We start from the raw sequence: 12,241 nt of genomic DNA, 5'->3' as shown, positions 1-12,241 counted from the left end.
AGCGACGCCACCTCTCCCGGGTCTGCCAGAACCCCCGGGTAGACTCGTCGGCCTGCCCACCGGACCGCGGCTCATCCCGTACGGTGGGTGGCGACACGATCCGCGAGCGAACAGGTGGCGTCCCAGAGTGAACGACGAGCCGAAGGACCACGGCCAGGGGGCGGTCCCGTCGCCGGGCCCTCGCACCAGCGAGGGACTGACCGACTGGACGATCCCCGTCGTCCCCTCGAACCCCGTCCACGAAAAGGACTGGGAGTGGGCGCACCGTCCGGTGCCGCAACCCCCGATCCGGATCGACGCCGAGCACGTGGCCGTCGTCCTGCTTGTCCACGACGCCGACCCCTGGCTGCCGCGGACCCTCGTCGCCCTCGCCCGGTTGCGGGAGCGTCCCGGGGTGACGATCGCCGTCGACCTCGGGTCCCGGGACGACAGCCCCACCCTGTTGGCGAAGGCACACCGGGAAGGACTCGTCGAGGACCTCGTCGGGATGGACGCCGACACCGCCCCTGGCGTGGCACTGGCGAAGGTCGTCCCGACCCTGCCCGACGACATCACCCACCTGTGGATCCTTCACGACGACGTCGAGGTGACCCCCGACGCCCTGGCCCACCTGCTGGCCGAGGCGTCGTCGCCGTCGCGTCCCGACGTCCTCTTCCCGACGCTGCTCAAACCGGCACGGCGCAACTATCCCGAGCTCATCGAGGAGCAGGGTCAGACCGTCTCGCCGACCGGGTCGCGCATCCTGCCGGTCATCGACACCGGCGACATCGACCAGCACCAGGGCGAGCAGGTCGCTGTCCTCGGCGGGTCGACCGCCGGCATGTTCTGCTCCCTCAAGGCCTGGCGACGCCTCGACGGCCTCGACCCGGCCCTGCCGCTCTTCCGTGACGGGGTCGATTTCGGGTGGCGGGCCAACGAGGCCGGTTTCGTCGTGCGCACCGCCCCCACGTGTGCCCTGCACCACCGTCAGGTCGGGCGCGGATGGGAGCGGGAGTCGAACCTGGCGCCCCGGCCCGACCGGGCCGACCGCCTCGCCGGGATGCGTCTGGTCGCCGCCAGATCGGCGCACCCGGGACGCACGAGTCTGTGGCTGCTCCTCGTCGCCCTGGGGCGGGCCGTCGTCCTGCTGCTCGGCAAGGCCCCTGGTCGTGCCGGCGACGAGTTGCGGGCCGGTTGGGCACTGTGGGCCTCGCGGTCGACGACCGTCGAGATGGCTCGACGGATCCGGGAGTTCCGCGCCGGATGCGACCCGGACGACATCGACCACGCCCGCCGCCTGCTGCCCACCCGTCGATCACTCTGGTCGCGGATCGCCGACGGACTGGCCTCCGGGCTGAGCGACCGGCTGCAGCCGGCTCGCGGAGACGACGTCGGCACGTCGATCGACGAGCTCACCGGGGACGAGTTCGCCGCCCGCGACCATCACGGCGTCGTCAATCCCTATGTCGTCATGGTCGTCGCGATGACCGTCGTCGGTCTGGTCGCCGGGCGTCATCTGTACGGGTCGGGGCACGTCGTCTCCCGGTGGCTGCCGCCGGCTCCCGGCGGGATCAGCGAGGCCTGGCACACCTGGCTCACCGCGACCCCGGGACAGCCCGGGGCCAACTCCCCGTGGCTCGCCCTGGCCGCACTGGGCTCGACCCTCAGTCTGGGCCGCGCCGAGATCTTCGCGCGGCTGTGCCTCATCGTCGCACCGCTGGTCGCGGCGATGTCGGCGCACCGGCTGCTGCGCCGGGTCATGGGCCTGGGGGCGACGACCGTCCTCCTGTCGAGCCTGTGGGGTCTGCTGCCCGTCATCGGTGGTGGTCTGGCCCGCGGGTCGGTGACGGCCCTGCTCATGGCGGTGGTCATGCCGCACATCGCCCTGCACGGATGGCGACTGCTCGCCCCCGAGACGATCGACGTCGACCTCCTGTGGGGGGCTCGCGTCGGACGCCACGACCCCGACCCGTGGCGCAGCGCCGGAGCCCTGGCGGTCTGGTCGACGATCGCCATGTCGGTGATGCCGGTCTCATGGCTGCTCCTCGTCCTGGTCGGCGGGGGGATCCTCGTCGCCGATCGTGGCAGGTGGCGCCAGGTGCTGCTCGTCCTCGTCGCGCCGCTGGTGGCCGTCTCGCCGTGGCTGCCCAGGCTCATCGACGCCCCGGCGCGCATCATCACCGGGACCGACCCGCTGCTCAAGGTGGCGACGTCGGCTCGTGGCGGCCTGTGGGTGCTGCTCGGGATCGGTGTCGGCGACGGTGCCGCGCCGATCTGGGTGGCGGTGCTCGTCATGGTGCCGCTGTGGTTCGCGACCCTGTGGGCCCTCGTCTGGCTGTGGCGCGACCGGATGGCCCGCGGCACCGCCCGGACCCGCTCGCGGACCCTGGTCATCGCCGGGGTGTGCCTGCTCTCGCTGGGGGTCGCCGCGATCGCGTGTCGGCGGTACGTCACCCTCTGGGGCACCCAGGTGCATCCCGAGATCGAGACCTGGCAGCTCGTGGCCTGCGGAGCCCTCATCATCCTCGTCGCGGTCGCCTGGCAGGGCACGAACCTGCAGGCTCTCGAGACCGAGGAGGACACGCCGGGGACCGAGGAAGGGGAGGAGCCGCCGACCCTCGGCCAGCTCATGGCACGGTGGAGCAGCAGGGTGCTGCCCACCGTCGTCGCCGTCTCCGTCCTGGCCGGGAGCCTGTGGTGGGTCGTCGCCGGGGCCGGCCAGCCGCTGCACCGCGCCAGTTCGAAGCTTCCGGCCTACGTCACCGCCGTCGAGGACTCGCCCCGTCACACCCGCACCCTCATGGTGCTCGTCCAAGGTGGGACGACGACGTGGAACCTCGTGAGCTCACGCAACCCGTCCTGGGGAAGTGGCGAACAGCCGCTCGTCTCCGCCGATGCACCGTTGGCGGCGGCCGCCGGGCAGCTGGCCCAGGCGGTCGGTTCGGGGGCGGTCCCCGACGATCTGGCCGACCGGTTGAGCAAGTTGGGGATCGGTCATCTCTGGCTGCGCGGAGCATCCGACGACCTCATCGGGCAGGTGGGCAATGCCTCCGGGTTGACGCCGGCCAAGGCCGACTCGACGACCGTCGTGTGGACCGTGGACGGCAACCCGTCCCGGGCGATGGTCGTCTCCGGATCGACCTGGACACCGGTCGCCGGGTCGGTGCCGGCGGGTTCCGGGTCGCGCACCCTGGTCCTCGTCGAGGCCCCCGACGACCGGTGGCAGGTGACCGTCGGCGGACGGCGTCTGCAGTCGGCCGGTGTCGCCGGGGCCGGTTCGGCGTACCGCCTTGACTCGGCCACCGGCCGGCTGAGCTGGTCGATGCCCACCCAGACCTGGGCCGCCCTCGTCGAGGTCGGGATGATGATCGTCCTGCTCATCGTCGCCGGGCCGACGGCCGCACGACGAGCGCCGGCGCCCCGACGCGCTGCACGGGCTAGGGGGAACGATGACTGAGCGACGCGATCCCGTCGAGGCCGAGTCCGCCGTCGGATCGGCTCATCGGGCGCCCAGGGGAGCCGTCGGCGGCACGGTCCGGGCCGGCGCCTTCGCCGTCCTGGCCCTGGCCGTCGGACTGGGCGGCGCGGCCCTGCCGGTCGAGGAGGTGACGACCGCGCCGGTGCGGTCCATCAGTGCCGCGCAGACCCTCGTGTGCGCTCCCGGCCGGGTTGCAGGCACCCTGGCTGCGGGCTCGACGAGTTCCTCCCTCGACATCGGCGATCTCGGGTCGTCGACCAGCGAGCACTCCGTGCCGTGGACGACGTCGACGGGCACTGGCGCCGTCGTCGTACGGTCGCGGTCCGGGCAGGGGCAGCCCGCGGCCTCCTTGGCGTCGACCAGTGGCGCCCAGAGTTCCTGGTCGAGCTGCCAGACGCCGTCCACCGGCGGGCTGGTCTCGGTGTCCGACCCCTCCCGCGCCGACATCGTCGTGTCGAACCCGGGCAGCTCCGCGGCGACGGTCGACGTCACCCTGCTGGGGACCAAGGGAGAGGTGCAGGCCGAGGGCAGCCGGGGCATCGTCGTGGGGGCGGGCGCCAGCCGCGTCCTGCCGCTGTCGGTGTGGGACTCCGGAACCACGCCGGTGACGGCCGTCATCTCGTCGAGCGACGGGCGCATCGTCGCCCAGGCCCGCACGTGGAGCCAGTTCGGTCAGGACGTCGCCCCCATGGTGGCGGCCCGCCGGACGGCCTATCTGGCGACCGTGCCCGCCTCGGCGAGCTCCTCGGTGCTCCTCCTGTCGAACCCCGGGAACGCGCGGGTGGATGTCTCGGTCAAGGCCATCTCGACCCGCGGCACCTTCACCCCCGAGGGGGCTGACGGGATCGTCGTCGAACCGCGGTCGACGATCGCCGTCGACCTGTCGTCGGCGCTGGCGGGGGAGTCCCTGGCCCTGACCGTCTCGGCGAAGTCGGAGATCGGCGCGCAACTGGTCTCCTCGCGCAAGGGGGACTACGCCACGGTCGTCGCCACCGATGCGGCCACCGTCCTCCAACAGGCGCTGCCGGCGGCCGGGACCCTCGAGGTGTCGAACCCGGGGTCGACGACCGCCCAGGTGAGTGGGACCCTCACCACCGCCACCGGGACGAGGAAGGTCACCGCGACCATCCCGGCCGGGACGACGTGGACCTCCGCCCTGACCACCGGGGGATTCCTCAGACTGACCTCGGACCAGCCGGTCGCGGCCGGGGTCGTCGCGGCGACCGGAACCTCGACGGTTCCGCTGAGCCCCGTCATCGGCGCGACGAGGGCCCGGGCGGTCCAGGTGGATCCGCAGTTGGGTTGAGGGTCAGTCCTCGTCGTGCTCCTGCGGATCGATGACGTCGATGGGCAGGCCGGTGAGCACCGACAGCTGTTCGACGAGGGTGCGGTGGACGAGGATCCCCAGTCCGGGCCGGCTCGCGGCGCGCAACTCGAGGGGCCGTCGGTAGAGGACGACGCGGGCGGGACGGCGTCCGTCGGCGTCCTGGGCGGAGGCCAGCGGGACCCGTCCCTGGGCCCAGTCGGGCGCGTCGGGCACGTCCTCGATGCCGATGATGACGCGGTTGAGGGCTCCGGGGCAGGTGCGCAGGACGCGCTCGGTGGACTGACGGACGCAGTCCTCGAAGAACTCGGCCCTGGTGGGGGCGACGCGGCCGATGACGCCGCCATGGGCCCGTGGCAGGACCAGGGGGCCGCGTGGTCCGCGGCCGTGTCGATCCCGGCGTCTCGTCATGGGGCCAGCCTAGTTCGGGCGACGAGGGTCCTGCCCGGGACGAGGGCGAAGAGGGTCCTGCCCGGCCAGTCGCCGCCTCGGTGCGGGGTCAGGGGCGTAACGTCGCCGTCCGTGAGACAGTGCTCCCGGCCCGGATGCCCCCGACCTGCGGTCGCGACCCTGACCTACGTCTACGCGGAGTCCTCGGCCGTGCTGGGGCCGCTGTCGCCCGATCGTGATCCGGGTGCCTACGACCTGTGCGCCGATCATTCCGAGGTGCTCACCGCACCGCGCGGCTGGGAGGTCGTCCGGCTGCCGGGGATCGACGGTGCCGCCCCCGAGCCCGATGAGGACGACCTCATGGCCCTGGCCCGGGCGGTGCGCGAGATCGGGATGCTCGAGGACGAGGTTCCGGCTCCCGTCGACAACTCCTCGGTGCGGGTCCTGGGACGACGCGGTCACCTGTCGGTCATCGCGGACTCGGGACAGCGCTGAGCGGACGGCGTGCTCCGGGCGGCCCGGACGTGACCGGCTGGTGCGGCCACGTCGGAACGGGCGGTCCTGTCGGTGATGGGCACTAGGCTGGTCGCCGATCGGTTCCCACCCGTCAGGAGTGCCCGCCATGCCAGATGTGCCCCAGACCCCCGAGGCCCTCGACCTCTCCCCGGCCTTCCTCGAGGTGGCCGCCTGTCCGGCCTGTCATGCGGCCTTCGCCCTCGACTACGACCGTGGCGAGCTCGTGTGCTCCAACCCCTCCTGCGGGCTGGCCTTCGCCGTCCGTGACGGCGTCCCCGACCTGCGCATCGACGCCGCCCGCTCCCCGGAGGATCTCGGCCGTCCCGACGGGGGCCACGGTGAGCGGCCCGAGGGAACGAGCCAGCGGTGAGCTTCGACGACTCGCGGCTCGAGTCCGCCGACCTCACCGCAGGAGCCGAACAGTTGCTCCGTCGTCTGGCCAGCACCGGGGCACGCATCCGTCGTGATGCCGGTGGCATCGACCCTGACCAGGGTGTGCTCGACCAGCTCGGCACCCCCCGTGGGGTGGTCGTCGTCGGTCCCGAGGCCCGGCTCGTCCGAGCCGTCCTCGAACCCGTCTGCCCGGTGCCCCTGGTCGCCTGGTCGCTGCCCACCCTGCCGGCCTGGGTGGGTCCGCTCGACCTCGTCGTCGGGATCGACCTGGGGGAGTCCTCCGGCGGCGCCCCGGCGTCGGTGGCCGAGCCCTCCCATGCCGTCCCCGCCCTCGCCGAGGGAGCGCGTCGGGGGGCCGGGATCATCCTGGCCGGGGTGCCCGGGTCCGCGGCCTGGCGCGCGGCAGCGGCTCGTGGCGCGGTCCGGGTGCCGGTGCACGGGGACGACGCCCTGGCCGCCGCCGTCGTCGTGCTGGCCCTGCTGGGCCGGGTGGGGATCGCCCCGCAGGTGCAACCCGAGCAGGTGGCGCGGGCCGCCGATCTCGTCGCCGAGGACGCTTCCCCTTATCACGGTCTGGCATCGAACCGGGCCAAGGACCTGGCCTGCGCGCTGGCCGATGCGGACCCCCTCTTCTGGGGCGGGTCGGTGCTGGCCGCCCGGGCCTCGAGGAGGGTGGCCGAGGCCTTCCGCCGGGCCACCGGTGGCCTCGCCCTGTCCGCCGACGCCAGCGAGCTGTTGCCCGTCATGACCTCCGTCCGGCCTCGCGACCCCTTCGCCGATCCGGAGCTCGACGGCCCCCAGCACCGTCCGGTGCTCGTCGTCATGGACGACGGCGTCGTCGACGGTCGGCGTCGAGGGCTCGAGGAGGCCGCCGTCCGCCACGACGTCACGGTGCGGACCATCGGACTGCCGATGGGCGTCGACGACGGTTCGGACGCCCTCACCAGGTACGTCACCCTGCTGCTCCAGGGGCGGTACACCGCCGCCTATCTGGCCCTGGGGTTGGGCAGGCTCGACGCCGCGGCGGACGCCGACGGTCAGGAGCTGCGATGAGCGAGGCGCACGAGGGATCCAAACGGGCGATCGTCGCGGCGGCCGGGGCCAACCTCCTCATCGCGGCGACGAAGTTCGCCGGGTGGGCACTCACCGGAGCCTCCTCCATGCTCGCCGAGGCCATCCACTCCACCGCCGACACCGGCAACCAGGTGCTCCTCATGCTCGGTGGCCGCAGCGCCGCCCGACAGGCCGACGAGGACCACCCGTTCGGGTACGGGCGTGCCCGCTACCTGTCCGCCTTCGTCGTGGCCATCATCCTCTTCACCCTGGGCGGACTCTTCGCCCTGCGCGAGGCCTGGGTCAAGACCGTCGACACCCTGCACGGGGTGCACGACGAGCTGCTGTCCTCCTCGTGGTGGTGGGTGCCCCCCGTCATCCTCGTCGCGGCCCTGGCGGCCGAGGGGACGAGCCTGCGCGTCGCCCTGCGCGAGACCCACGAGGAGCGACGCCGTCTCGGGCTGTCGCTGCTGGCCTACGTGCGCCGGGCCAAGGCGCCCGAGCTGCCCGTCGTCATGCTCGAGGACTCCGCCGCCGTCCTGGGTCTGGTGTTCGCCCTGGCCGGGGTGGGCCTGACGATCCTCACCGGAAACGGCCTCTTCGACGCCATCGGCACCGCGTGCATCGGCGTCCTGCTCGTCGTCGTCGCCGTCATCCTCGGCACCGAGATGAGATCCCTGCTCGAGGGGGAGTCGGCCACCCCGGAGTCACGAGCAGCCATCCGGGCCGCCCTCGAGGGGACAGACGGGGTCGACTCGGTCATCCACATGAAGACGGTCCACCTGGGGCCCGAGACGATCATGGTCGCGGCGAAGATCGCCGTCGATCCCACCGACTCCGCCCAACGGGTCGCCAGGGTCATCGACGCCGCCGAGGTCGCCGTCCGCACCGCCGAGCCGCTCGTCGGCCCGCTCTACCTGGAGCCCGACATCCGGCGTCCCGATCCCTCCGGGTCGCATGGGCCGACGACCACCGACGACCCCGCGACGACCCGGACCAGCACCGACGGAGGCCCCCATGACTGACCCTGCGACCGATCCCACCCGGGTCCTCGTCCTCAACGGACCGAACCTGGGGCGGCTGGGACGGCGTCAACCCGAGATCTACGGACACACCACCCATGCCCAGCTCGCCGACCACCTCGTCGAGACCGGGCGCGGGCTCGGACTGGAGGTCGAGGTGCGCCAGACCGACTCCGAGGCCCAGATGATCGCCTGGCTGCACGAGGCCGCCGACGGGTCCGTCCCGGTCGTCCTCAACCCCGCGGCCTGGAGCCACTACAACATCGCCATCGCCGACGCGGTGGCCCAGATCGACGCCGTCGTCGTCGAGGTGCACCTGTCGAACATCGCCAAGCGGGAGTCCTTCCGCCACCACAGCGTCGTCTCGGCCTACGTCACCGGGACGATCGCCGGTCTGGGCCCGGGCGGGTACGACCTCGCCCTGGCGCACATCGCCGCCAGCCTGTGACCGACCCCTGCGGGGCCTGACAGCCCACCCGGCCGGGACCCGACGGCGGGGGAGCCGGGTNGGCGAACGCGGGGGTGTACCCGTCAGGTCGCCCGTCGTCGCTGTGTGGTCCGTCGTTGCTCACCGTTCCACTATCCCACGCGCGGGCGGTGCGGTCCGAACCGAACGGCCCGGGGTTCATCGACTCCCAGATCTCTTTGCACTGGGGGCACACCGGGAACTTGTCGGGATTGCGGCTGGGGACCCACACCTTGCCGCACAGGGCGACGACCGGGGTGCCGTTGACCATGGCATCGGTGAGCTTGGCCTTGGACACGTAGTGGGAGAACCGCTCGGCGTCGCCGTCCTCGAACTGCGGCTGGACCTTCTCCTGGGTGACGGTCTGGGACCCGGGGGCCAATGACGTGCTCATGACCCCCGAGTGTAGGACGCCGACCATGGAGCGTCGGATCATCGACCCCGGGCCGTTCGGTTCGGACCGCACCGCCCGCGCGTGGGATAGTGGAACGGTGAGCAACGACGGACCACACAGCGACGACGGGCGACCTGACGGGTACACCCCCGCGTTCGCCGAGTCCGGGGCCGCTGAGCGACCCGCCCCGCCGATGGGCTGGTACCCCGACCCGGCCGGGAGCTCCTCCCAACGGTACTGGGACGGCCGGCAGTGGACCCGCAACCTCCGCGAGACCCCGACGCCGCGTCGCGCGCACTCCTCCTCGGCCCCCACCCAGCACGTCCCGGAGTCCCTGGCGCCGCTGCAGACGCCGCGCCGCGCCCAGCCGGCGTCGTCGGACCCGCGCCCGACCACGGACGGCTGGCAGGGCACGTTGCGGTGGGGCACGACCGAGGACGGCGTCCCGCTGGCCGGATGGTGGCGTCGGGTCGCCGCCACCCTCATCGACCTCGTCCTCGTCCTGACGATCGTCCTCGTGTGCCTCAACTCCCAGGTCACCGCCCTCGTCCACGGCTACAACGCCTACCTCGACTGGGCGATGCAGCAGGGCAGCGTCTCCATGGGAACCGCGACGAGCATCACCACGGCACAACGGTTCGGGCTCGTCGATCCCATGACGACCCTTGTCGGCGCCTACATCGCCGCCCAGGGCCTCTACCAGTTCATCATGCTGTCGGCCTGCGCCGGGTCGGTCGGACAGCTCATCATGAGATTGCGCGTGGTGCCCCTCGGGCGCGGGCAGGACCATCGTCGGATGCCGGTCCTGCGCGCCCTGGCCCGTGCCCTGGCCTGGGCGATGATCGAGTCGCTCAACGAGGCCGTGCTCATCCTCACCCCGATCAGCTACCTCATGCCGCTGTGGCAACGTCGCCGTCAGGCCCTGCACGACGTCATCTCCGGCACCCAGGTGGTCCACCTCCCGGCGGACAACCCTCGTGAGTAGCCGGCCCGTTCCTCGCCCGTCCGCTCCCGGACCCGACGACGAGCGACCCGGCGACACCCAGCCCCCCACCGTAGGAAGGCCCACCATGTCCCTGTCCGACCCGAACCTCGTCGCCCTGGCGGATCATTTCGGCATCGCCCTGGAGTTCTACGACTGGAAGGGTCGGCGCACCCAGGTGGCCGAGCAGACCGTCATCGCGGTGCTCGCCGAGCTCGACGTCGACGCCTCCACCCCGCAGCGGGCGGCCGAGGAACTGCAGCGACTGCGCGACGACCCCTGGCGTCGCACCCTGCCGCCGTGCGTCGTCGTCCGGGAGCATGCGGAGGGGCGCGTCGACCTCCACGTGCCCGCCGGGCAGTGGGTGCACCTGCAGGTCCACCTCGAGGACGGTCGGGACCGGGAGTGCTGGCAGGTCGACAACTGGAACCCCGACCGGCCCATCGACGGTGCCATGACGGGCGAGGCGACCTTCGCCGTCCCCGGCGACCTGCCGCTGGGCTACCACACCCTCATCGCCACCGTCGGCGACGGGACGACGGCCACCTCGACCCTCATCGTCACCCCCAACTGGGTCGGGCTGCCGCGCGCCATGGGGTCGAGCCGGGTGTGGGGATACGCCGCGCAGCTGTACTCGGTCCGGTCGCGCAGGTCCTGGGGGCTCGGTGACCTGGTCGACCTGGCCGACCTGTGCACCTGGTCGGCGTACCAAGGGGCCGGCTACCTCCTCACCAACCCACTGCACGCAGCGCAGGTCGTCGCGCCGATCGAACCGTCTCCCTACCTGCCGAGCAGCCGGCTCTTCCTCAATCCGCTGTACATCCGCCCCGAGTCCATCCCCGAGTACCACGACCTGGGCGAGGAGGCCCGGGCCGACATCGAGCGCGCCCGGCACGGGACCCTCGACGAGGGACCGAACGTCGTCCTCGACCGCGATCGGTCGTGGGCGGCCAAGCGTGCCGCCCTCGAGCTCATCCACGACGTCGAGCTGGCGCCGTCCCGACGGATGGCCTACGAGGCCTTCCGCGCCGCCCGGGGACGGCGTCTGGTCGACTACGCCACGTGGTGCGCCCTGAGCGAGGACTTCGGTGCCGACTGGCGCGACTGGCCCGCCGACCTCCAGGACGCCACGAGCGAGGAGGTCGCCGCCTACCGACGTGACCATGCCGACCGGATCGACCTCTACGTGTGGATGCAGTGGATCGCCGACCAGCAGTTGTCGGCCGCCCAAGCCGCCGCCCGTGACAGCGGGATGCCGGTCGGTCTCGTCTGCGACCTGGCGGTCGGCGTCAACGGCGCGGGGGCCGACGCGTGGATCCTCGGCCGGCTCTTCGCCCGCGACGTCCACGTCGGGTCACCCCCGGACGCCTTCAACCAGGCCGGCCAGGACTGGGGCCAGCCGCCGATGCGTCCCGACGTCCTGGCGGAGATGGCCTACGCCCCGCTTCGCGAGATGGTCGCCGGAGCCATGAGGCACGCCGGAGGGGTGCGGATCGACCACATCATGGGTCTGTTCCGGCTGTGGTGGGTTCCCAAGGGCCTGGGCCCGCGGATGGGTGCCTACGTCCGCTACGACCACGAGGCCATGGTGGGCGTCGTCGCCCTCGAGGCCTACCGGGCCGGGGCCCTCGTCATCGGCGAGGACCTGGGCACCGTCGAGCCGTGGGTCCGCGAGTTCCTGCGTGATCGCGGCATCCTCGGCACCTCGGTCATGTGGTTCGAGGTCGGGCCGGACGGCCGCCCGCTGGCTCCCGAGCAGTGGCGCGAGTACGCCATGAGCTCGGTGACGACCCACGACCTGCCGCCGACCGTCGGCTACCTGGCCGGCGACCATGTCGACCTGCGCGACAGCCTGGGCCTGCTCACCGAGTCCCTCGAGGAGGAGCGTGAGGTGGCCCGGCGCGAGCGCGAGTCCTGGCTGACCGCGCTGCGCGAGCGGGGGGCGCTGGGGGAGGAACAGGACGATCCCGAGCAGATCGTCCTGGCCATGCACCGGATGCTCACCTGGACCCCGTCGAAGGTCATCAACGCCACCCTCACCGACGCCGTCGGCGACCCGCGCACCCAGAACCTGCCCGGCACCGAGAACGAGTACCCCAACTGGCGGGTGCCGCTCAGCGGGCCGGACGGCACGCCGATCCTCCTGGAGGACGTCTTCGAGGACGAGCGGGCGGCGCGTCTGGCGGCCGTGCTGCGTGGCTGAGGCCGCTGGTCCCGAGATGACGTGAGGGCCGCCCCATCAGG

General features: G+C 72.6%; 10 protein-coding genes and 1 pseudogene. 9 read left to right on the top strand and 2 right to left on the bottom strand.

What is annotated here, in order from left to right; all coding sequences use genetic code 11:
• Window positions 1-127: 127 nt before the first annotated feature.
• Together E0E30_RS08760 and E0E30_RS08755 are read left to right on the top strand one after the other, a co-directional pair.
• A complete protein-coding gene (locus tag E0E30_RS08760; RefSeq protein WP_130865936.1) occupies window positions 128-3,436 on the top strand; it encodes a glycosyltransferase family 2 protein in 3,309 nt (1,102 codons plus the stop codon).
• On the top strand, window positions 3,429-4,763 hold the full coding sequence (locus E0E30_RS08755) for a DUF5719 family protein (protein WP_130865935.1): 1,335 nt from the start codon (window positions 3,429-3,431) through the stop codon (window positions 4,761-4,763). Before E0E30_RS08760 ends, E0E30_RS08755 begins: the two co-directional genes overlap by 8 nt.
• A 3-nt stretch (window positions 4,764-4,766) precedes the next feature.
• Here the strand turns inward: E0E30_RS08755 and E0E30_RS08750 are convergent, their stop codons facing one another.
• Entirely contained in the window at window positions 4,767-5,192 is a 426-nt protein-coding gene (locus E0E30_RS08750) for a metallopeptidase family protein (RefSeq protein WP_130865934.1), read from the bottom strand.
• 111 nt (window positions 5,193-5,303) lie between these two features.
• On the opposite strand from E0E30_RS08750, the gene E0E30_RS08745 reads away from it, so the two are divergent.
• The 5 genes from E0E30_RS08745 to E0E30_RS08725 all read left to right on the top strand — a co-directional run bounded on the left by E0E30_RS08745 (window position 5,304) and on the right by E0E30_RS08725 (window position 8,603).
• Window positions 5,304-5,666 carry a DUF3499 domain-containing protein gene (locus E0E30_RS08745; RefSeq protein ID WP_245306555.1) on the top strand — a complete coding sequence of 121 codons (363 nt, stop codon included), beginning with the start codon at window positions 5,304-5,306 and terminating at the stop codon, window positions 5,664-5,666.
• A gap of 127 nt (window positions 5,667-5,793) precedes the next feature.
• Window positions 5,794-6,057: a Trm112 family protein gene (locus E0E30_RS08740; protein WP_130865932.1), complete on the top strand. Its 264-nt coding sequence runs from the start codon at window positions 5,794-5,796 to the stop codon at window positions 6,055-6,057.
• Window positions 6,054-7,133, top strand: a complete 1,080-nt coding sequence (locus E0E30_RS08735) for a phosphoheptose isomerase family protein (protein ID WP_130865931.1) — start codon at window positions 6,054-6,056, stop codon at window positions 7,131-7,133. The genes E0E30_RS08740 and E0E30_RS08735 overlap by 4 nt, the downstream gene beginning before the upstream one ends.
• Entirely contained in the window at window positions 7,130-8,158 is a 1,029-nt protein-coding gene (locus E0E30_RS08730; RefSeq protein WP_130865930.1) for a cation diffusion facilitator family transporter, read from the top strand. Before E0E30_RS08735 ends, E0E30_RS08730 begins: the two co-directional genes overlap by 4 nt.
• Window positions 8,151-8,603, top strand: a complete 453-nt coding sequence (locus tag E0E30_RS08725) for a type II 3-dehydroquinate dehydratase (RefSeq protein ID WP_130865929.1) — start codon at window positions 8,151-8,153, stop codon at window positions 8,601-8,603. The genes E0E30_RS08730 and E0E30_RS08725 overlap by 8 nt, the downstream gene beginning before the upstream one ends.
• Window positions 8,604-8,778: 175 nt before the next feature.
• Here E0E30_RS08725 and E0E30_RS08720 read toward each other — a convergent pair.
• A pseudogene (locus tag E0E30_RS08720) lies at window positions 8,779-9,015 on the bottom strand (DUF3039 domain-containing protein); the annotation flags it as partial.
• Here E0E30_RS08720 and E0E30_RS08715 point away from each other — a divergent pair.
• Together E0E30_RS08715 and malQ are read left to right on the top strand one after the other, a co-directional pair.
• Window positions 9,014-10,000 carry an RDD family protein gene (locus E0E30_RS08715; RefSeq protein WP_411913998.1) on the top strand — a complete coding sequence of 329 codons (987 nt, stop codon included), beginning with the start codon at window positions 9,014-9,016 and terminating at the stop codon, window positions 9,998-10,000. The pseudogene E0E30_RS08720 and the gene E0E30_RS08715 sit on opposite strands and share 2 nt — an antisense overlap.
• An 85-nt stretch (window positions 10,001-10,085) precedes the next feature.
• Window positions 10,086-12,200: a 4-alpha-glucanotransferase gene (malQ, locus tag E0E30_RS08710; protein ID WP_130865928.1), complete on the top strand. Its 2,115-nt coding sequence runs from the start codon at window positions 10,086-10,088 to the stop codon at window positions 12,198-12,200.
• Window positions 12,201-12,241: the final 41 nt, after the last annotated feature.

Origin of the sequence: Acidipropionibacterium timonense (assembly GCF_900605005.1) — a bacterium.
GTDB classification, from domain to species: Bacteria; Actinomycetota; Actinomycetes; order Propionibacteriales; family Propionibacteriaceae; genus Cutibacterium; species Cutibacterium timonense.
The sequence above is the reverse complement of the archived record's forward strand: the minus strand, read 5'-3'. Positions and strand labels throughout refer to the sequence as shown.

What these genes read in the sequence shown, in the direction of transcription:
- E0E30_RS08755 (WP_130865935.1), top strand. Translation starts at nt 3,429, where the DNA reads ATGACTGAGCGACGCGATCCCGTCGAGGCCGAGTCCGCCGTCGGATCG.
- E0E30_RS08750 (WP_130865934.1), bottom strand. Translation starts at nt 5,192, where the DNA reads ATGACGAGACGCCGGGATCGACACGGCCGCGGACCACGCGGCCCCCTG.
- E0E30_RS08740 (WP_130865932.1), top strand. Translation starts at nt 5,794, where the DNA reads ATGCCAGATGTGCCCCAGACCCCCGAGGCCCTCGACCTCTCCCCGGCC.
- E0E30_RS08730 (WP_130865930.1), top strand. Translation starts at nt 7,130, where the DNA reads ATGAGCGAGGCGCACGAGGGATCCAAACGGGCGATCGTCGCGGCGGCC.
- E0E30_RS08725 (WP_130865929.1), top strand. Translation starts at nt 8,151, where the DNA reads ATGACTGACCCTGCGACCGATCCCACCCGGGTCCTCGTCCTCAACGGA.
- E0E30_RS08715 (WP_411913998.1), top strand. Translation starts at nt 9,014, where the DNA reads ATGACCCCCGAGTGTAGGACGCCGACCATGGAGCGTCGGATCATCGAC.
- malQ (WP_130865928.1), top strand. Translation starts at nt 10,086, where the DNA reads ATGTCCCTGTCCGACCCGAACCTCGTCGCCCTGGCGGATCATTTCGGC.